The organism is Streptomyces sp. NPDC001732 (genome assembly GCF_053596315.1).
In genome coordinates, this window is record NZ_JBSFFY010000020.1 from 1 (window position 1) to 18,571 (window position 18,571).

Below are 18,571 nucleotides of genomic sequence, written 5' to 3' on the forward strand. Positions count from 1 at the left end.
GTGACTCCCCGGGGAGTCACCGGCCGCCCGCGGTTCCGCACCCCTTCGCCCCTTCCGTGCCCCCGACGACCGTTCCACCGAGCAAACGCTCGGCAGATCGCCGGGACCGGTCGGCGCGACCCCGGCCGTACGCGCACTCCGGAGACAGCCGGGCGGACGACGGACACCGGCAATCCGATCGACCTCGCGGGGCGGGCGGCGTTCGCCACCGGAGGCACGAAGGGTATCGGCGCCGCGATCGCCGGGCCCTCCCGGCCGCCGGGGCGGGCGTGCCGGGGTGCGGGCGGAGCGAACCGCCGGGGCGGAGCCGCCGACCGATCATTCTCGTCCTCTTGACGATAATGAATCGCCCCATTACCGTCGCCCTGACGAGAAAAGAGGGGGGCCGCCATGGCCGACATCACCAGGCGCTTCGGTCTGCGCCATCTGCGCTCCGCGCCCACCGCACACATCCGCCACCACAGGCGGGGCCGGCTCGCCCACGACGGTCCCGGGCTGAGCTTCTGGTACCGCTCGTTGACCGCGGCGCTCTCCGAGGTCCCGGTCAACGACCGCGAGCTGGCGATGGCCTTCCACGCCCGCACGTCCGACTTCCAGGACGTGACCGTGCAGGCCACCGTGACCTACCGGATCAGCGACCCGGCCGAGGCCGCCGCCCGGCTGGACTTCTCGATCGACCCGGACACCGGGGCCTGGCGCGGCGCGCCGCTGGAGCAGATCGCCACGCTGCTGACCGAGACCGCCCAGCAGCACACCCTGGACGTGCTGGCCAGGACGGCGCTGGCCGAGGCCCTGGTGGACGGGGTCGCGTCGGTGCGCGACCGGGTCGCCGCGGGGCTCGCCGCCGAACCGCGGCTGCCCGCCACGGGCATCGACGTGGTGGCCGTGCGGGTGGTCGCCATCCGCCCCGAGGCCGAGGTGGAGCGCGCCCTGCGCACCCCCGCCCGCGAGCAGATCCAGCAGGAGGCCGACCGGGCCACCTACGAGCGCCGCGCCGTGGCCGTGGAACGGGAACGGGCCATCGCCGAGAACGAGCTCGCCAGCCAGATCGAACTGGCGCGACGGGAGGAGCAGTTGGTCGAGCAGCGCGGCACCAACACCCGTCGCGAGGCCGAGGAGAACGCGGCGGCCGACGGGGTACGGGCCGAGGCGGAGGCGGCACGCAAGGTGCGCCTGGCGCGGGCCGAGGCCGAGGCGGCGCGCGAGGTCGGCGCCGCACGGGCCGAGGCCCAGGCCGCCTGGCTGCGGGTGCACGGCGAGGTGGACGAGGCGACCCTGCACGCCCTGGCCGCGACCAGGCTCGCCGAGAACCTGCCGCGCATCGACAGCATCACCCTCTCCCCCGACGTGCTCACCGCCCTGCTCGGCAGGCTCGGCCGGTCCGGCCCGGCGACCCGGGCATGAGCCTCGCGCCGCGCGCGGTACTGGTCCACCGCACCACCGAGTACGAGGAGTTGCTGGCCCGCCACGGCACGCACGGCCAGGCCGCGTTCTTCCTCTCCAGCCGCGGCCGCTCCATCGACGAGGTGGCCCGGCGGCACCGGCAGACCCGGCAGGCGCTCGCCGACGTGGCGGCGGCCGTGCCGCTCCAGTGGCGTCAGTCCCGGGTGGAGCGCGCGGACCTGGACCGTTTTCTGTTCGGGCCCGAGGACGTGGTGGTCGTCGTCGGGCAGGACGGGCTCGTGGCCAATGCCGCCAAGTACCTCTCCGGCCAGCCGGTCGTGGGCATCGACACCGACCCCGGGCGCAATCCGGGGGTGCTCGTCCGTCACCGGCCCTCCGACGCGGCCGCCCTGCTCAGGGCGGCCGCGGCCCCCGGCGGGACGGTAGACGAACTCACCATGGTCGAGGCGGTGGCCGACGACACGCAGCGCCTGGTCGCCCTCAACGAGATCTACCTGGGACCATCCGGCCATCAGACCGCCCGCTACCGGCTCGGCCCGGACACCCCCGACTCCCCCGCCGAGCCGCAGGCGTCCTCCGGCGTCCTGGTCGGCACGGGCACCGGCGCCACGGGGTGGCTCCGCTCGCTGTGGCAGGAACGGCGCAGCGGCCTCCGTCTCCCGGCACCCACCGATCCGCGCCTGCTCTGGTTCGTGCGCGAGGCCTGGCCGTCCCCGGCGACCGGCACCTCGCTGGTCGCGGGCGAGCTGGAGCGCGGACAGGGACTGCGTCTCACCGTCGAGTCCGACCGGGTGGTGGCCTTCGGTGACGGGATGGAGGCGGACGCGCTGGAGCTGACCTGGGGGCAGACGGTGCGGCTCGGCATCTCGGCGACCTCCCTGCGGCTGTCCGTCTGACCGGGCGGACTCCGCCCTGTGCGCCGGGGCCGGGCCGTCCCGGGACCGACTTCTTCCTTGCCCCATTAACCATTTGCCTAGTGTTCATAGGCGGGATTAGCGTCCCCGGCATGAAGGCCATGAGTGAACAGGACATCCGTGCGTCGTTCGTCAACTGCTCCAAGGGGGAGGCCAAGCGGCTGCCGCTCCCCCGCGACCTGGAGGAGCAGCCCTGGGACGACCTGGACTTCCTGGGGTGGCGCGACCTCTCCGCCCCCGGACGCAGCTATCTCGTCACCGAGTACGACGGGAAGCTCATCGGGGTGACGCTCCGGTTCCCCTCCCGGCAGCGCGGTTTCCTCCACCGGAGCATGTGCTCGCTCTGTCTGACCACGCACCCGGGCAACGGCGTCTCCCTGATGACCGCCCGGAAGACCGGGGTCGCGGGCCGGGAGGGGAATTCGGTCGGCCTGTACGTCTGCACCGACCTCGCCTGTTCGCTGTACGTACGGGGCAAGAAGACCCCCGCGCCGGGCTCCCGCTTCAAGGAGTCCCTGACGATGGAGGAGCAGGTGGAGCGAACCAGGGCCAACCTCGACGCGTTCCTGGCCAAGCTCATCGGCTGAGTCGGGGACGGAGGCGGCGCCCGGCGTCCGCGCGGGCGTCCCGGACGGACCGTCACCGGGCGGCGCCGGGTCCGCCACCACGGGCCGGGGCGTCGGCGGTGAAGGTGACGGGCAGGTGCTCGGGGCCGCGCAGACCTCCCGGCCGCCATCGCAGGGCCTCGGGCGGCACGGCCAGGGCGAGGCCGGGAAGGCGGCGCAGGGCGGTACCGATGGCGATCTGGCCCTCCAGCCGGGCCAGCGGAGCCCCCAGGCAGTAGTGGATGCCGTGGCCGAACGCGAGATGGGGGTTGTCCCGCCGGGAGATGTCCAGGCGGTCGGGGTGGGGGAAGTGTTCCGGGTCGCGGTCGGCGATGGCGGATGCGATCAGCACGGTCGCGCCGCGCGGCACGTTCACGCCCGCGATGGTGACGTCCTCGCGCGCGAACCGGGCGATGCCCGGGTTGACCGGGCCGTCGTACCGCAGGAACTCCTCGATCGCGCCCGGCAGCAGCTCCGGATCGTCCCGCAGCATCCGCAGCTGGTCGGGGTGGGTGAGCAGGGCCGCGATGCCGCTGCCGATCAGGTTGACGGTGGTGATGTAGCCGGCCACCAGCAGCAGGAAGGCCATGGCGATCAGCTCGTCCTCGTCGAGCCGCCCCTCCTCGTCCCGGGCCACGATCAGCGCGCTGAGCAGGTCGTCCCCGGGCCGGGCCCGTTTCTCCCCGAGGAGCCCGGCCAGACAGTCGCGCATCCGCCGCCACGCCCGGTCCGTGCGGGCGGGATCCGGCTGCTCGGCGCCCCGCAGGATCATCTCGTCGGTCCACCGCCGGAAGTCGTCCCGGTCGGCGACGGGCACGCCGAGCAGTTCGCCGATCACGGTGACCGGCAGCGGCAGCGCGAAGCTCTCGACGAGGTCGGCACGGCCGTCCGGCCCGATCGCGTCGAGCAGCCGGTCGGCGATCTCCTGGACCCGGGGCCGCAGCCCGGCCACCCTGCGCGCGGTGAACGCCTTGGACACCAGACGGCGCAGCCGGGTGTGGTCGGGAGGGTCGGAGCGGAGCATGCTGCGCAGGGCGGACTCGCGGTCCGTGGCGGGCAGCAGTTCGAGGAGCCGGGGGTCCGACGCGTCGCGGAGGTCGCTGCTCAGGCGTGGGTCGGACAGGGCCGCCAGACCGTCCTCGTACCGGGTGACCAACCACGCCTCCAGGCCGCCCGCGATGACGGCGCGCCGTACCGGTCCGTCGTCGCGCAACTGCCGGTAGAGCGGGAAGGGGTCCGCCACGAAGGCCGGGTCGGTGTAGGGCAGGAGCACCGGCTGCTGGCTCATCATGCCTCCCGGGGGCATACGGGCCTTCGCACGGAAGCGAAGGGCTCCGTACCGCGTCGAGCTGCCGTGTCCAGTCCAGCGTAATGCGCCCAGAACGCCGCCGAACGGCCGGACGGTGCGGCCGGGAACCCGCCCGGACCGTGCCCGGGACACCGTCGGTATGATTATCGGCACTGTCCGGACGTAGCGCAGAGGCAGTCGCGCCGACTTGCCAAGTCGTGAACACGTCGGTTCGAATCCGACCGTCCGGGCAGCCCGGTCCCGTAGCGCAGAGGCAGTCGCATCCTCTTCGCATGAGGGAACACGCCGGTTCGAATCCGGCCGGGACCACCGGGGCGGGCGACGACGGGCACGGAGGCGGGGGGCATGGCGCTGACCGGTGACGAAGAGCGAATCGGCGACGAGGAACTGGCGGCCTTCGACCGTACGGTCGCGAAGCTGCGCGCCCTGCCCGTCGACGACCCGGTGCGCCTGCGCGCCGAGCAGGTCGCCGCGTCCTTCACCCGCGACGGCCGCACGCGCCGCCGCAAGGCCCGCAGCGACGCCTGTGCCGAGGCCGACGCGGCGGTCGTCGCCGCCACCGCGACCGGTGCGCCCGCACGGCGCGAGGACGCGCCGCTGTCCGGCGAGGACGCGGCGGGCGGCGGGACCTTCCACCGGCCCCGGCGCTGCTACGTCTGCAAGTCGTTCTACCACCGGGCCGACGCGTTCTACCACGCGCTCTGCCCGGACTGCGCCGCCGACAACACCGCCCGCCGCGCCCTGTCCACCGATCTCACCGGGCGCCGCGCGCTGCTCACCGGCGGCCGGGTCAAGATCGGCTTCCAGCTGGCGCTGATGATGCTCCGCGACGGCGCCGAACTCCTCGTCACCTCCCGCTTCCCGCAGGACACCCTGCGCCGGTTCCGCGCGGCGCCCGGCAGCGGGGCGTGGCTCGACCGGCTCACCGTCGTCGCCGTCGACCTGCGCGACCCGCGCCAGGTCCTGGGCCTGTGCGAACGGCTCCACCGGGACGGCGAACCGCTGGACATACTCGTCAACAACGCCGCCCAGACCGTGCGCCGCCCGCCCGAGTCGTACGCGCTGCTCGCCGCCGGTGAGACCGCGGCGCTCCCCGAGGGCGCCTGGGCCGCCCCCGGCTACGCGCCGATGCGGGCCCTGGCGGCCCCCGCCGCCTCGGGGGCGCTCGCACTGGTCCTCACGGAGGCCGACGAGGCGGGTCTGCTCCCCGACCACGCCCCCGTGAACTCCTGGTCCGCCCGGATCGGCGAGCTGGACCCGGCCGAGCTGCTGGAGACCCAGCTCGTCAACGCCCTCGCCCCCGCCCTGCTGGTGGACCGGCTGCTGCCGCTGCTGCTCGCCTCGCCCCGGCCGAACCGGTACGTCGTCAACGTCACGGCCGTGGAGGGCCGTTTCGCGGTGCGGCGCAAGACCGCCGGGCATCCGCACACCAACATGGCGAAGGCCGCGCTCAACATGCTCACCCGCACCAGCGGACCCGAACTCGCCGCGCGGGGCGTCCACATGTGCAGCGTCGACACCGGCTGGATCACCGACGAGAACCCGCTGCCGAAGAAGAACCGGCTCGCCGCCGAGGGCTTCCGCACCCCGCTGGACGTCGTGGACGGAGCGGCGCGGGTGTACGACCCGATCGTGCGGGGCGAGGCGGGTTCGCCCGTGTCGGGCGTCTTCCTCAAGGACTACCGGGAGGCGGCGTGGTGACCGGTCCCACCGGACCCCGGGAACCCCTCGGGGGCGCTCCCTTCGCGGGTGTCCCCCACGTCCTGCCCCGCTCGATCGCCGACCTCGGCCCGCTGATCGACTGGCTGCGCGGCGGCGCGGCCACCGACCGGCGGCTCGACTTCCCGGCCGGGACCGCGATGCCCGACGGCCGGCTCGACCTGTGCAAGCAGGCCCTCGGCCCCGAAGGAGCCGCCCTGATCGCCGAGGCCCTCGGTGACACCACGGGCCCGGCCCGGGTCCGGCATCTGCTCCTGGGCACCGACGGGCTCGGCGACGACGGGGCCACGGACGTGGCCGAACGGACCGTCGGGGCGGGCGTCGAGACCCTCTACCTGGGCTGCAACGGCATCACCGCGGGCGGCGCGTGCCGGATCGCGGACAGTCTGCGCGCCTCCGAACACGTCGTCAGCGGGGTCTGGCTCAAGCGCAATCCGCTGGGCACGGGCGGCGGGCGGGCCGCGGCGGACCTCGTCGCCGCCGCGTCCGGGCTGCGCACCCTCGACCTCGTGCAGACCGGCCTGGATCCGGCGGGCCTCACGGTGCTCGCCGAGGCCCTGCTCGGGGCCGCCGCCTCCGGGCGCCGCGTGGAGCGGCTCTTCGTCGGCGGCAACCCGCTCGGCCGCACCGGCGCCGCACCGCTCGCCGCGCTGCTCGCCGCCGGAGCGGTCGGCGAACTGTACGCGTCGGCGGCCCGGTTGGGTGACGACGGGGCGTTGCTCCTGGCCGACGCCCTGGAGCGCGCGCCGTACGGCCGTACCGCCCGGCTCTCCGTCGCCAGCAACGGTGTCGGGCCGCGGGCCGCCGCCCGGCTCGTCGCCTCGGCGGCCGGGGCGGGCGTCGAACTCCTGGACCTCGGCAGGGTCCGGGCCGCCGGAACCCTCGGCGCGGCGGACAACCGCCTCGACCTCGATGCCGCGACCGCGATCGGCGAGAGCCTGGCGGCCCGGGGGCACCGCCTCACCCATCTCGTCCTCGCCCACACCGGTCTGCGCAGCCGCGAGGCCCACCGGCTCCTGGACGCCGCGCCCCGGGCTGCGACCCCGACCCGCTTCGTCCTCGGCAAGGGCATCGCGACCAGCGTCCGTCACCGGCTGGACGCGTTCAGCGCGCACCTGCCGAGGCCCGCGCTCTCCGCCGATGTCGCGGCCGTCCGCAGCGTCCACCGCACGCCCCCGCCCCGGGACCGGTAGCTCCGGGGCCGTGCCCCGACACGCCCCTGCGGATCCGCCGGGAGGCACGGCCGGTCCTCAGCGGGGCATCGCGGCGAACACCTCGATCCAGAACCGCTGGTACGGCTCCGGGGCGCCGACCAGGTAGGTCGAGCGCAGCTTCGGCGGCAGCAGCGCCACCAGCCTGGTCACCGCCTCGCGATGCCTCTTCAGCTGCGACAGCTCGGCGTTGGCGATGATCTGGTGCACCACGTCGCTGTCGTCGCCGCCCTCCGAGGAGCGGTCCGCCGCCCGTCGCAGCCGCTGTTCCCAGGCGTCCACCTGCCGGGCCAGCTCCCGCAGTCCCGTCACCGGCCGGTTGTTCAGCCGGTCGACGAGGCTGGTCAGCTGCACCGGGGCGTACTCGCCGTCCCCGAGGTACACCGTGCCCATCTCCAGCGGAAGCCCCCGCTGGTGGAGCTTGATCAGCCGCTCGATGGTCCGCTTGGTGATCCAGGCCCGGCCGTCCTCGTCGATGTCGTGCTTCCACCAGTCGAGCACGGTCTCGGCCACCGGCCCGTACTTCTCGATCAGCCACTCGTTGGCCGGGATGTCGCCGGGCTCCACCGTCAGCGAGGCCGTGAACCGGGTCGCCTGGGCGATGTTGTTCCGCGCCACGAGCAGTTTGCGGCCCAGGTGGTACGGCGGGTTCTGCACCGCGATCTGCGCCCGCAGCCCGTCGATCGGCCGGCCCGCCAGCGACCACTCCTGCGTGATCTCCATCAGCTTGGCGAACGCCGCCCTGTCCTTGGGGCGGTTGTACTCGTCCCAGACGATCGCCTTCGGCCCCGGGTCCGTGAACACGGCCGCCAGCAGGTTCTCCAGGGACCCGTCGGGGGTCGGGACCGGGGCGCAGAGGTCCTCGACGTTGGTCACCGGCAGCGAGAAGTACAGCGGCTCCCGCCCGTCCAGGCCCTCCCGGACCGTCTGCCGGACGAGTTCGGTCTTGCCGCATCCCGGCGGTCCCTGAAGCAGCACGGTCCACCGGTTGCGCAGCGCCGCCCGCACCACCCGGCGCACGGGGTCGGCGATCCGGGCCGGGTTCGGCACGTCCAGCGCGCGGGCGATCCGGTCCAGGATCTCCGGGGTGCGGTTCGGCCCGGGGCGGCCGTCGGGGAGCGGTTCGAGGAGCCTCAGCCGCTCCCCGTTGACCAGGGGCAGCCCCCAGCTCAGCGGGAAGCCCTCCTGGGCGTTGGCGAGGATGTGGTCCAGGGTGCGCGGCGACAGCAGCTCGCGCAGTGCGGGGCTCAGCGAGGCCCACAGCGAGAACACCGGGCCGAGGTCCCGGTTCCGGTACTTCGCGGCCAGTCCGAACCGCCAGGCCGTGTCGTTCGCGGTGATCCTGATGGTGACCATCCGGTCCAGGATCGCCAGGTCGCCGCGGCGGGCGGCGGTCTCGCTCAGCGATTCGTTGTCGGTGAGGAAGACGCCGATGCAGCCCAGGGCCCGCAGGTCGTATCCGCCGAGCGTCCAGTTGCAGGCGATCTGCATCAGCTGCGACTGGATCGACTCGCCGGCCTGCAGCGAGTCGTCGATGAGCAGGACGAACGGTTTCCCCGGCCTCAGCCGGTCCATCACCAGCTGCCGCAGCACGAGTTCCCCGGTCCGCCGGTCCCGCACCGGGGCGTTGACCAGGAGGTCGTCCGGGGTGAGGTTGGCGGCCGGGACGAAGACCAGTTCGGCGTCCGGGTACGCCTCGGCGATGTGCGAGAAGAACGTCGCCGTCTTGCCGACGCCGTGCCCGCCGAAGACCTGGCCCGTCTGTCCCATGTCGATCATCGCGTCGATGAAGGACTCCAGCCGGGACACGCCCGTCCAGCCCTCGGGCGGTTGCGGGTAGGTGGCGCTGGGCCGCCACGGAACGGTGCGGGGCGTGGTCATCTCGATCCTGTCGTGACGCGATGGCAGGCCATCGGGGGGTGGTGGGAATCGGGCCAGTCGTCGCCGCCCTCGGTGATCAGCCAGATCCACTTGTCGGGTTCGGCCGGGGTGATGCGGGGCGCGTGGCCGTCGGTGAGCACCACGACGGCGTCCGGGGTCTCCTCGAAGGGCCGGCCGTCGACGAGCGTGCGCCCCTCCACGTAGTCGGCGACGGCCTCGAAGCTCGTCCCCCCGCCGCCGTACACCCGCTCGCCGGGGCGGAACGGCATCACCACGGCGTCGAAGGAGAGCCAGTGCGCCTCCACTCCGTCGATCCCGCCGACCAGTTCGGTCAGCCAGTCGATCACGTGGTTCGGCATCGATCCCGAGGTGTCGTACGCGATGACGAGCACCTTGTGCCGCACCGGGCCGCACCGCGACAGGAGCGGGTCGTGCCCGAGCGCCGCGAGCAGCGCGCCCCGCTTCTTCGGGTACACCAGCCGCTCGCCGTCCCGCAGCTTCGACGCGAAGACGTCCACCAGCCACCGCTGCCACCAGTCGACCTGTCCCGTGCGCGGTGTCCGTCCGCGCAGCAGGCCCGCGCCGAGCCTGCCCCACATCCGGCTCGCCCGTTCCGACGCCCCGTCCGTGCGGTCCATCAGCTCGCCGATCTCCGCCTCCGCCACCGCATGGCCGCGGCGTGCCGCGAGCAGAGAGTTGAGCAGTACGGAGGAGACCGTGGCGTCGACGGTCTCCTGGTCGGCGGGTACGTGGCCGGGTGCGAGCCGGACGCACAGCGACGGGGCGGGTACCGGCGGGTGCGCCATCCGCTTCAGTTCGCCGTACACCGACATGTCCGTGGCGACGAAGACCGGGTAGTCCACCGGTTCCAGGCCGTGCGCCAGCAGGTCCTCCCGGTAGGCCGCGTGGATCTCGCGCGGGTCGATGCCCACCGGTCCGCCGTCCCGGAGCGGCAGTTCGTCCGTGCCGAGCCGGACCATCGCCACGTGGTTGATGGAGACCTCCGCCGCCAGTGTGAACACCGGGTCGTTCCGCAGTTCCTCCTCCACGAACAGGTGCCGGTGGACCAGGTGTCGCGCCTCGTGGAACAGGACGAACTTCACCCCGTCGAGGCCGAGGGAGACGAAGAACTCCGGGTTGTACACGAGCAGGCAGGTCCCATCGCCGCTCGCCACCACCGCGGCGGTGTCCACCGCCGTGGTCGGTATCTGGTGGCGGCACTTGGCGTGGAGCCAGGAGGCGACCACCGAACCGGACAGCCCGAGGTCCAGCAGCGCGGCCTCCTTGAGCCGCCGCCCCTCCGCGATCACCGCTTCGTCGGCGGGCCGCCACCGCTCCAGTGCGTGCCGATCCGTCAGGTCGATCACATGGCGCGGCCGTCCCCCGCGCTCCCCGTACGCCATCCCGGATGTCCCCCCTCTGTGCCCGTCGCCCTCGCTGTCAGGACTGCCCGCTGCTCGTGGGCGACGGTGTTTCCGCCCGGACGGTCGCCTATGATCGGCCGCAGGGCGGGGTCGTAGCGCAGGGGCAGTCGCACCGGTCTCCAGAACCGGAACACGCTGGTTCGACTCCAGCCGCCCCGCCTCCCTCCTTTCCGTCACTCGTCTCAGGCGATGGCGCCCGAGGTCACGATCAGTTCCGGAACGGTTCCCGTGAACGTCGGCAGCAGTTGTGCCAGGACGGCCCACGCCTCGACGTTCGTCCCCAACGAGCCGTGCACCAGGGGCCGCAGCATGTCCTCGGCCTCCCCCGCCCGGGTGGGGAACGCCCAGCGGCCGGTGTCGAGGGCGCGCAGTACCGTGCGGGCCGGACCCCACTCCCGTACGTAGGTCTCCGGGCCGTCGACGATGCCCCCGGCCCGCATCCGGTGGGCGTAGCCCGGGTGGTCGGAGAACCGTTCCCGCAGGGCCGGGGGACAGTCGGGCCGCAGCGCGAGCGCCCATCGCGCGTATCCGGGCAGCGGCTGCTCGGTGTCGGCCCCGACGACGCGCGGCCAGTGCCTGCGGCCCGTCGAGCGGGCGGCCCGGCGGCCCTGGCGCATGGTCCTCACCGCCCGTAGCGCGGGGACGACTTCCTCCTCGGGAAGCCGCCGGGCGCCTTCCGGGCGGGGCCATTCCCGCAGCGTCTTCGCCAGCGGGACGGGGTCCTGCCGACCGGGTCCGAAGGGTTCGCCGTCGAGGACCGCCGTCTCCAGTCCGCGGGGCAACCCGTCGGCCATGACGAGGAGTTCGTTCGTCTCCGGCCGGTCCTCCTCCAGGACCCACAGCCGGACGGAGGCCGGCAGCGCGTCGGGCGAGAGCTGCGACTCGGCGTCCCAGCGCCCGGGAACGGTCGCGCCCGGCCGCTCAGCGACCCCGATCCGCTCCCTCACCGCCTGCCGTGTGTCGTCCGCCTCGACCAGACGGACCAGTACGTCGAGTGCCCTGTCCGTGTCGCGGTCGTGCTGCATGGCCCCGCCCCCTCGCGTTCCCCGGGCCGTGCCCGCCCCGATCGCAGCGGCCCCGGCAAAGAGTACGGGACCCCGCCCCACCAGGCAGAACCGCCCTCGTGCCCGGGGTCTCCCGCGACCGGACGGGCCGACGGTCGTTTCACGGGGCCTGCGGGCCGGGGGCGGGGCCACGGCTCCGTCCCGCCGCCCGCAGGGTCACGGCCGCCGCGATTCCCGCCGGCAGACCGAAGGTCAGGGCGGCCGGGACGCCGCTGCCGATGGTGGCCGACAGGTGCATCAGACCCCAGTACGGGCCCGTGCCGTCCGTCGCCACCCGCAGGAGCCGGCTCGCCGGCAGCCCGAGGACGGTCGCGCAGACCGCCCCGGCCGCCATCGCCGGGACCGTGGCCCGGGTGAGCAGTCCGGGCAGCAGCCGCAGCGCCCACCACACCACGGCGAGCAGCAGCGCATCGGCGGCGCGGTACAGGAGCCAGTCGCCGAACGGGGAGCCCGCGGGGCTCGACCAGGCGCCGAGCAGCAGCCACTGGCGCAGCAGGTCGCCCGGTTCGGCGAGGAGTCCGGTTGCCGGGGAGACCGTCTGGATGGCGGCGGCGACCGACTGGTGCGAGAGGACCACCAGGGACAGCGCGATCACCGCGGCCCCGGCGGTGGCGGCCAGTCGGGCGGCGCGTGCCGGGACGGCCTCCCTCGGGAGCGGACCGGCGCCCTTGACGGTGATCCGTGCCGCGAGCACCGCCCCCGCCGCGGCGACCAGCGCGGTCACCACCAGGCTCTGCCGGCCCGCGGAGACCGCGCTCGCCAGCTGAGGCAGGAAGCGGTGACTGCCGTGCCCGTACGCGGCGATCAGCCACGGCGCGGAGACGGTCACCGCCAGCGTCCCCGCCACGATCCCCCAGGCCCACACCGCGAGCAGGGTGGCCGACGTCCGGCCGTGCACCGGCGGCAGCCTGCGGAGCAGGAGCAGCGCCCCGGGCAGGAAGAAGGCGAACACCGCGGCGAACCTGATCTGCAACGCGGTCCCGTACAGCGCGAGGTAGTGGGCGCTGTCGCCCCCCCGCCGTTCCCCCGGGCACGTCGGCGCCGCCCCAAAGCCGGGCCGGAGGGTCGTACGACCAGGGGGTGAGCCAGTGTTCGAGTTCGGCGGCGGCCCGGCCCCCGAGCGCGTCCGTGGCACCCTGCAGGCGCAGCGCGTGCACGCTCTCCCCCGCCCACCACAGGAGCGCCGTGAGCAGCACCCCTCCGAACAGTGCCGGTATCACCGCACGCCGATATGCCATGTGCCGTCCCCCGCCTCGACCGTGTTCTTCTCCGAACCCCCTGGCCGGGTGAAGAGTACGGCGTGCTGATCACACGGGGATCACAGCCGTGGCGGGGACGACGGTCGCACTCCGCGGCAACGGTCTCACGGACCATGGCATCTGACGTTACGTCAGGAAATGGGGCATCCGTGGCGCGCCCCGGAGCTCTTGGCGAAGGCCGCGAGGAGTTCGTCGAAGACCTCGGCCGTCGGGGCATCGAGCGGGGCGGGCCGGCCGTCACCGAGCGGGGGAGGGGTCAGTTTGAAGTACGCGGTGCCCAGCGCGCCCCGGCAGCTGTGCGACCGGGTCCGGGAGCCGGTGACACTGCCGGGGTAGCGGTCGTCCAGGTACATCTCCTGCTGGGCGGAGGGGCCGTAGTACGCGTTGAGGCGCACGCCGCCGCGTTCGCCCCGCTTCACCCCGCACTCCTCGGTCAGGGAACGGCCGGCCGGGTACTCGGTCACGGTGGTGACGTGCACGAGCCGGGCGTTGCGCGGGCTGACGACGTCTCGGCAGGTGGCGGTGGCCTCGGCGACCGGGCGGATCGTGACGCCGGTCCGGTCGACCGTGTTGGGGCGGGTGCCCAGGGGGCCTTCGCAGTGGAAGCGTCCGGCCGCGCGGCGGGCGGTCTCGGTGGCGAGGCGGGCGACGTCACGTATCTGGTCGGCCGTCAGCTCGTCGGCGTCCTCCGTCGCTTCGGCGAGGACGAGCAGTCCCTTGCCTGCGAGCGGGGCGCAGTCCACGAGCACCGCGGCCTCGGGTCGGCCGCGGATGACGACCGAGCCGTTCCAGCCGTGTCCGATCGGTGCGGCCCCGGGCTCCTCGGCCGCTCCGGAGGTCCGGTGCGCGGCGGCGGGCCGTATCTGCAGCCGCAGCGCGCTGCCCCGGTCGTCGCCCTTGGCCCGGACCGAGCACCACTCGGTCTCGTGGCCGACCCACTCCCCCGTGTGCCCGTCGCCCTCCAACTCGGCGCCGTCGAAGAAGCTTCGGGCCTCCTCGACGGCCACGGAGCCGTGGCAGGCGTCGTCGAGGCCGTTGCCGGACCCGCCGCGGGCACCGAGGCCCCAGGCCAGCGCCCCGCCCGTGAGGGCCAGGGCTGCCGCCGCGACAACGACGACGCGCTTTCGGCGCAGGCGCGGGTTCATGTGCTCCTCGTTCCTGTCGGCTCCGGAGTGCCGGAGCGGTGTGGTGGGGCCGGTGGCGGGCCGGACGGTCCCGTGCCCGGGGCGTGTTCCCCGGTGTGCGCCGGGTGCCGGGCCGCCGGAAGGTCCGGTCGGGTGTGCCGTTGCACGGGGACCGGTCGTGTCCGCCCCCGGTACCGTCCGAGCGTGCCGGTCCCCGGCCTGTCCCCGGGAACGACCGAGGGGCCGTTTCGGATTTCTCCGATACGGCCCCTGATCTGCGACTCCTTCGAGTCGGGACGACAGGATTTGAACCTGCGACCCCTTGACCCCCAGTCAAGTGCGCTACCAAGCTGCGCCACGTCCCGATGCGATTCCCCCCGGTGTTCCCGGGTGGCCGCGCAGGACAAACATTACCTCACTCCGCGGCCCGGATCGACGCCCGTGCCTGGTGGGCGCGGTTCGCCAGGGATTCGGCACCGCACGCGGTGGCCAGTTTCTGGGCTCTGGCGAGTTCGCGCGTCGAGCGGATCGCGATGCCGTAGTCGACGAGGGCGAGCGCGTGCTCGTACGCCGACGGGGACGCCTCCAGGTGCCGGACGGATTCGGCGAGCAGATGGGTGGCGTCCTCGGGCTCCGCGAAGAGGGCGACGCAGCGCAGGGCCTCGCCGATCGCGGTGTCCGTGCCGAAGCGTTCGGCGTGCACCCGGGCCGTCGCGGCGAGCCGGGCGGCGCGCTCCGGGTCCTCCTCGGCCAGGGCGCGGGCGAGGTCACCGGCCCAGGGCGCCCACACCCCGTTGAACCTGCCCCGGGGTTCGAGGGCTTGCCCCGCCGCTTCGAGTTCGGAGATCGCCTCCTTCGTACGGCCCTCGGCCAACAGCAGTCGACCGCGCACGCACGGGCCGTCGGGGAGCACCATCGCGCTGGGGTAGGGCGAGCCGAAGGCGTAGCGGTCGGCGATCTCGCGGGCTTCCTTGACGCGCCCGCGGGCGAGGAGCGTGTCGATGAGCAGACAGGCCGCGTCCCAGTGGACGGGCAGTCCGCTGCCGACGCGGTCGGCCAGGCGCAGCCCCTCGCGGAGGAAGCCCTCGGCCTCGGCCAGCCGTCCGCGGCGCCGGTGGACGAGGCCGAGCAGGGTGTGGGCGAACGCGAGATGCGCGCCGCTCCATCCGGAGATCTCGAAGGCGCGGACGGCCTCGCCGAAGAGCTGCTCGGCGCGGTCGAGCTGGTCGGTGAAGGCGTAGGTGATGCCGACGAGGGTCGGCAGCTCGAATCCCCATTCCGCGTCGGTCCAGCCGAGTCCCCGGGCGGGGTGGCCGTCGATCAGGGCGCGTTCGCAGAGGTCGACGACGAGCTGGGCGTTCTCGCCGCGCATCATGGCGTCGAAGGCGCGGATGGTGAGCAGGGCGCGCTCGGCGTTGTCACGGCCGTGCAGATGGTCGGCGTTGCGGGCGAGCCGGGCGGAGCGGGCGGGTCCGTCGTCCTCTGCGGCCTGCATGCCCTCCCAGAGGAAGGCTCCGGCCTGAAGCCGCATCAGGCCGGGGCCGGGGGCGGTGCGTGCGGCCTCGGCGGCGAGGGCGAGGGCCGCTTCCTTCAGCTGGTTGTTGTGGGAGTGCGCGGCCGCGAGCCGGTAGGTGGCGTCGACCCGCTGCTCCTCGTCCAGGCCGGGCATGTCGAGAGCGGCGCGCAGGTGCTGGACGGTGGTGGCCGGGGAGCTGAGCAGCGTGGCGCAGCCGAGTTCGTACAGCAGGGTGGCCTTCACCTGCGGGCTCGGTGGTTCCTGCAGGGCGCGTTCGAGACAGCGGCGGGCGGCGTCCGGGGCGCCGACCGCGAGGTGCTGCCTGGCCGCGTCGCGGAGTTGGCCGACCAGTTCCTGGTCGTCGTCCGGGTGCACTTCGAGCAGGTGCCGGGAGGCCGCGGCGGCTCCGAGTCCGGCCCGGGTGATCGCCCAGGCGGCCCGGCCGTGCATGGCGGTGCGGGTGGCCGGCGGGATGGAGCGGTACACCGCGCTCGCGATCAGCGGGTGGACGAACTCCAGCAGATCGAAGCCGGTGACGATACGGGCCTCGCGCAGCCGCTCCGTGCAGTCGGCGGCCTCGGCCGGGCTCATGCCCGCGAGGCTGGCGGCGAGACTCTGCGAGATCTCCGTGCCGAGGACGGCGGCGGCCCAGGCGAAGCGGTTGGCGTTGGTGCCGAGCCGTTCGAGCCGGGCGACGAGGCCGCTGCCGCGGGCGGAGGCGCCGAGTTCGCGCAGCAGCCCGGCCGACTCCTCCAGCGGCGCCAGTTCGCGGTCCTGCACCTTGGCGACGAGTTCGACCGCCTCGTAGGGGTTGCCGCCGGTGACGGCCCACACCTCGCGGCAAAACGGGTCGTCGGCGTGTTCACCGAGGGCCGCGCGGACCAGTTCGGCGGTGGCGTCCGGGGTGAGGGCGCGCAACGCGACCCGTACCTGGGACGGGTGGCCGCTGCCCGGCCCGCTCTCCTTCACCCGCGCCGCCAGCTCCTCCGGGCGGTGGGCCTGGACGACCAGTACGGGCAGTTCGCCGAGGCGGGCGGTGAACGAGGCGAGCCAGGCGAGGGATTCGCCGTCCGCCCAGTGCGCGTCGTCGACGATGAGCAGCAGCGGGCGGTGGCTCGCCCGGGACGCGAGCTGGGAGACGACGAAGTCGAGGCCGTCGCGCACGCCCTGCGGGTCCGGCTGGGGGCCGCTCGGTTCGGCGAGTCCGAGCGCGGGCGCGGCAATCTCGTACCAGGGTCCGAACAGGTCCCGCACCTCGTCGGGCGGCAGTTGGTCGAGCGCGGGCTGGAGCAGCTGGCGCACGACGTGGAACGGCACGGACGTGACCGTTTCGCCGCCGCGTGCGGACCAGATCGTGCACCGGTCGGCGGCCATGACCTGGATCTCGCCGAGCAGTGCGGTCTTGCCGATGCCCGCTTCGCCGCTGAAGATCAGCAGCCCGCCGACGGCCTGGGCGCCGCACAGGGCGTCCACGGCCTGTGCGGCAGCGGCAAGTTCCGGTTCGCGTTCGTACAGCGGCCGGGACGGCTTCATGCCTACCCTCCCCTAGGGTGGTACGGATTGGTTTCGACACTAGTCGTGCCCGAGGGTCCACGGACAGTGGTTCCGACAGTTCGCCGCAGGTGCGGGGCACAATCGTGGAATGGACGAGACGCGCAGGGACCGTGACGCCGAGGGCCGGGCGCGCAGCGCGCGTCCCCGCGACGGGCTGGGGCGTCCCCTTCCCCACGGGGCGGCAGGGGTCGAACGGCAGCCCGAGGGCGTGGTCCGTACGCCCGAGCAGACGGTGCGGGAGGCGCAGCGACTGCTGGACGCGGGAATGCCGTTCCACGCGCACGAGGTGTTCGAGGACGCGTGGAAGTCGGGTCCGGAGGCGGAGCGGGAGCTGTGGCGGGGCCTGGCGCAGCTGGCCGTGGGGCTGACGCACGCGGCCCGGGGCAACGCGGTGGGCGGGGCCCGGCTGTTGCGGCGCGGGGCAGCGGCGCTCGCCCCGTTCGTACCGGCCCGGCCGTACGGGCTCGATGTCGGCGGGCTGACCGGCTGGGCCGAGGAGCTGGCCGACCGGGTGGCGGGAGGGACGTCCGGTGTCGGGGAACGGGCGGGTACCGGGCCTGCCGGTGCCGAACCCGTCGACGCCGCCGCCGAGGCACCGCGTCTGCGGGCCCCCGGCCGGTAGGGCGGCTGCGGCGCGGGATGCGCCGACCGTGCCCGGGGGCCGGGGAGCGACCGGTGCCCGTCGCGTCCGCATCGCTTCTCCGCCGCGTCGCCCGTCGTCCGTCGCCGGGAGCGGTGAACAGGGCGGCCCGCAGCCATTACGATCGCGCGTCATGAGCACTTCTGACCAGGACCAGGTCGTGGACACCCCGATAACCGGCGCCGAGGACGAATCCGGGGGCGAGTCCGGGGGCGCATCGGAGGCCGCTGCGGAGTCGGCCGGCGGGGCGGCGCACGGGAAGACCGACGAGAAGGCCGACGGGGAGACTCCCGGGGCGTCCGACGGAGCGGCGCCCGGGAAGGCCCCTCGGACGGCCGGTGAGGGGACTCCCGCGAAAGACCCCGGAACGCCCGCCGGCGAGGGGGCTCCCGGGGCGACCGGGAAGACGGCGCCCACGACTGCCCCTGGAACAACCCCCCGGACGGTCCGCGAAGCGGCTCCCGCGACGGACCCCGAGGCGGTCGACGGGACGACTTCCGAGGCGGACCACGGGACGGCCGACAAGAGCGCCGCCCGGAGGCTGACCCCGCGCCAGGCGAGGCGGCTGCGGATGGTGCTGTCGGCGGTGGGCATGGCCGCGATGGCGGTGGTCCTCGCGCTGCGGATCGCCAGCCGCTCGTCCGTGCTGGTGGTCGGGGTGTACGGGCTCGCGCTGATCCTGTGCGGGATCGTGGTCGAGCTCAGCAGGAACGGCCGCACCCGGCTCGGCAGTTGGCTGCTGGCCTTCGGCCTGGTCGCGGCGATCGGTTCGGACTGGCTGCTGATTCCCTGACTCCCCGGTTTCCCGGCCCTGCGGTGTACCGAAATTCCTGATGCTCTGTCAGTTCGCTTCGATCCGTACGGTTCCGCCCTCCGGATCGACCCCGTCGAGCCAGTGGGCGCGCAGGTGGAACGGGAGGCCCGGCACGGCCGGCCGCAGCAGCCGC

13 protein-coding genes, 4 tRNA genes and 1 pseudogene are annotated in these 18,571 nt (G+C 74.1%); 10 read left to right on the forward strand and 8 right to left on the reverse strand.

What is annotated here, in order from left to right; genetic code table 11:
* Positions 1-390: 390 nt before the first annotated feature.
* The 3 genes from ACWCXX_RS20395 (at position 391) to ACWCXX_RS20405 (ending at position 2,905) form a co-directional block, all read left to right on the forward strand.
* The gene (locus ACWCXX_RS20395) at positions 391-1,404 is read left to right on the forward strand and encodes an SPFH domain-containing protein (protein ID WP_451129129.1); all 1,014 of its coding nucleotides are present in this window, start codon (positions 391-393) and stop codon (positions 1,402-1,404) included.
* Positions 1,401-2,300, forward strand: a complete 900-nt coding sequence (locus ACWCXX_RS20400) for a hypothetical protein (RefSeq protein WP_451129131.1) — start codon at positions 1,401-1,403, stop codon at positions 2,298-2,300. Before ACWCXX_RS20395 ends, ACWCXX_RS20400 begins: the two co-directional genes overlap by 4 nt.
* Before the next feature lie 110 nt (positions 2,301-2,410).
* Positions 2,411-2,905 carry an FBP domain-containing protein gene (locus ACWCXX_RS20405; RefSeq protein ID WP_451129133.1) on the forward strand — a complete coding sequence of 165 codons (495 nt, stop codon included), beginning with the start codon at positions 2,411-2,413 and terminating at the stop codon, positions 2,903-2,905.
* Positions 2,906-2,957: 52 nt separating this feature from the next.
* Here the strand turns inward: ACWCXX_RS20405 and ACWCXX_RS20410 are convergent, their stop codons facing one another.
* Positions 2,958-4,211, reverse strand: coding sequence for a cytochrome P450 family protein (locus ACWCXX_RS20410; RefSeq protein ID WP_451129135.1), 1,254 nt, complete (start codon positions 4,209-4,211; stop codon positions 2,958-2,960).
* A 177-nt stretch (positions 4,212-4,388) separates the two neighbouring features.
* Between ACWCXX_RS20410 and ACWCXX_RS20415 the strand changes: the two genes are divergently transcribed.
* The 4 genes from ACWCXX_RS20415 to ACWCXX_RS20430 all read left to right on the forward strand — a co-directional run bounded on the left by ACWCXX_RS20415 (position 4,389) and on the right by ACWCXX_RS20430 (position 7,144).
* Positions 4,389-4,462, forward strand: a tRNA-Gly gene (locus ACWCXX_RS20415).
* A gap of 6 nt (positions 4,463-4,468) precedes the next feature.
* Positions 4,469-4,541, forward strand: a tRNA-Ala gene (locus tag ACWCXX_RS20420).
* Between the two features lie 36 nt (positions 4,542-4,577).
* Positions 4,578-5,933, forward strand: a complete 1,356-nt coding sequence (locus ACWCXX_RS20425; RefSeq protein ID WP_451129137.1) for an SDR family NAD(P)-dependent oxidoreductase — start codon at positions 4,578-4,580, stop codon at positions 5,931-5,933.
* Positions 5,930-7,144 (forward strand): ribonuclease inhibitor, encoded by a 1,215-nt coding sequence (locus tag ACWCXX_RS20430; protein WP_451129139.1) that lies wholly within the window; start codon positions 5,930-5,932, stop codon positions 7,142-7,144. The genes ACWCXX_RS20425 and ACWCXX_RS20430 overlap by 4 nt, the downstream gene beginning before the upstream one ends.
* Positions 7,145-7,201: 57 nt before the next feature.
* Here ACWCXX_RS20430 and ACWCXX_RS20435 read toward each other — a convergent pair whose 3' ends face one another.
* Both ACWCXX_RS20435 and ACWCXX_RS20440 read right to left on the reverse strand, forming a co-directional pair.
* Positions 7,202-9,043 carry an AAA family ATPase gene (locus tag ACWCXX_RS20435; RefSeq protein WP_451129141.1) on the reverse strand — a complete coding sequence of 614 codons (1,842 nt, stop codon included), beginning with the start codon at positions 9,041-9,043 and terminating at the stop codon, positions 7,202-7,204.
* A complete protein-coding gene (locus tag ACWCXX_RS20440) occupies positions 9,040-10,446 on the reverse strand; it encodes a vWA domain-containing protein (protein ID WP_451129143.1) in 1,407 nt (468 codons plus the stop codon). Before ACWCXX_RS20440 ends, ACWCXX_RS20435 begins: the two co-directional genes overlap by 4 nt.
* Before the next feature lie 105 nt (positions 10,447-10,551).
* Here ACWCXX_RS20440 and ACWCXX_RS20445 point away from each other — a divergent pair.
* Positions 10,552-10,627, forward strand: a tRNA-Trp gene (locus ACWCXX_RS20445).
* Between the two features lie 22 nt (positions 10,628-10,649).
* Here the strand turns inward: ACWCXX_RS20445 and ACWCXX_RS20450 are convergent.
* The 5 genes and pseudogenes from ACWCXX_RS20450 to ACWCXX_RS20470 form a co-directional block, all read right to left on the reverse strand.
* Positions 10,650-11,492, reverse strand: a complete 843-nt coding sequence (locus ACWCXX_RS20450; protein WP_451129145.1) for a hypothetical protein — start codon at positions 11,490-11,492, stop codon at positions 10,650-10,652.
* Between the two features lie 139 nt (positions 11,493-11,631).
* Positions 11,632-12,769 (reverse strand): annotated as a pseudogene (locus ACWCXX_RS20455) (hypothetical protein).
* Between the two features lie 152 nt (positions 12,770-12,921).
* Positions 12,922-13,935 (reverse strand): hypothetical protein, encoded by a 1,014-nt coding sequence (locus ACWCXX_RS20460; protein WP_451129147.1) that lies wholly within the window; start codon positions 13,933-13,935, stop codon positions 12,922-12,924.
* 270 nt (positions 13,936-14,205) lie between these two features.
* Positions 14,206-14,279 (reverse strand) — tRNA-Pro (locus ACWCXX_RS20465).
* A 50-nt stretch (positions 14,280-14,329) separates the two neighbouring features.
* Complete coding sequence (locus ACWCXX_RS20470) at positions 14,330-16,963, reverse strand: ATP-binding protein (protein ID WP_451129149.1); 2,634 nt, start codon at positions 16,961-16,963, stop codon at positions 14,330-14,332.
* Positions 16,964-17,072: 109 nt separating this feature from the next.
* On the opposite strand from ACWCXX_RS20470, the gene ACWCXX_RS20475 reads away from it, so the two are divergent.
* Positions 17,073-17,606, forward strand: coding sequence for a DUF309 domain-containing protein (locus ACWCXX_RS20475; protein WP_451129151.1), 534 nt, complete (start codon positions 17,073-17,075; stop codon positions 17,604-17,606).
* Between the two features lie 151 nt (positions 17,607-17,757).
* Entirely contained in the window at positions 17,758-18,417 is a 660-nt protein-coding gene (locus ACWCXX_RS20480) for a hypothetical protein (protein WP_451129153.1), read from the forward strand.
* The last annotated feature ends 154 nt before the right edge of the window (positions 18,418-18,571 follow it).

Coding starts and splice junctions, on each gene's coding strand:
- ACWCXX_RS20440 (WP_451129143.1), bottom strand. CDS start 10,446: ATGGCGTACGGGGAGCGCGGGGGACGGCCGCGCCATGTGATCGACCTG.
- ACWCXX_RS20410 (WP_451129135.1), bottom strand. CDS start 4,211: ATGAGCCAGCAGCCGGTGCTCCTGCCCTACACCGACCCGGCCTTCGTG.
- ACWCXX_RS20405 (WP_451129133.1), top strand. CDS start 2,411: ATGAAGGCCATGAGTGAACAGGACATCCGTGCGTCGTTCGTCAACTGC.
- ACWCXX_RS20450 (WP_451129145.1), bottom strand. CDS start 11,492: ATGCAGCACGACCGCGACACGGACAGGGCACTCGACGTACTGGTCCGT.
- ACWCXX_RS20400 (WP_451129131.1), top strand. CDS start 1,401: ATGAGCCTCGCGCCGCGCGCGGTACTGGTCCACCGCACCACCGAGTAC.
- ACWCXX_RS20435 (WP_451129141.1), bottom strand. CDS start 9,043: ATGACCACGCCCCGCACCGTTCCGTGGCGGCCCAGCGCCACCTACCCG.
- ACWCXX_RS20425 (WP_451129137.1), top strand. CDS start 4,578: ATGGCGCTGACCGGTGACGAAGAGCGAATCGGCGACGAGGAACTGGCG.
- ACWCXX_RS20480 (WP_451129153.1), top strand. CDS start 17,758: ATGAGCACTTCTGACCAGGACCAGGTCGTGGACACCCCGATAACCGGC.
- ACWCXX_RS20395 (WP_451129129.1), top strand. CDS start 391: ATGGCCGACATCACCAGGCGCTTCGGTCTGCGCCATCTGCGCTCCGCG.
- ACWCXX_RS20475 (WP_451129151.1), top strand. CDS start 17,073: ATGGACGAGACGCGCAGGGACCGTGACGCCGAGGGCCGGGCGCGCAGC.
- ACWCXX_RS20470 (WP_451129149.1), bottom strand. CDS start 16,963: ATGAAGCCGTCCCGGCCGCTGTACGAACGCGAACCGGAACTTGCCGCT.
- ACWCXX_RS20460 (WP_451129147.1), bottom strand. CDS start 13,935: ATGAACCCGCGCCTGCGCCGAAAGCGCGTCGTCGTTGTCGCGGCGGCA.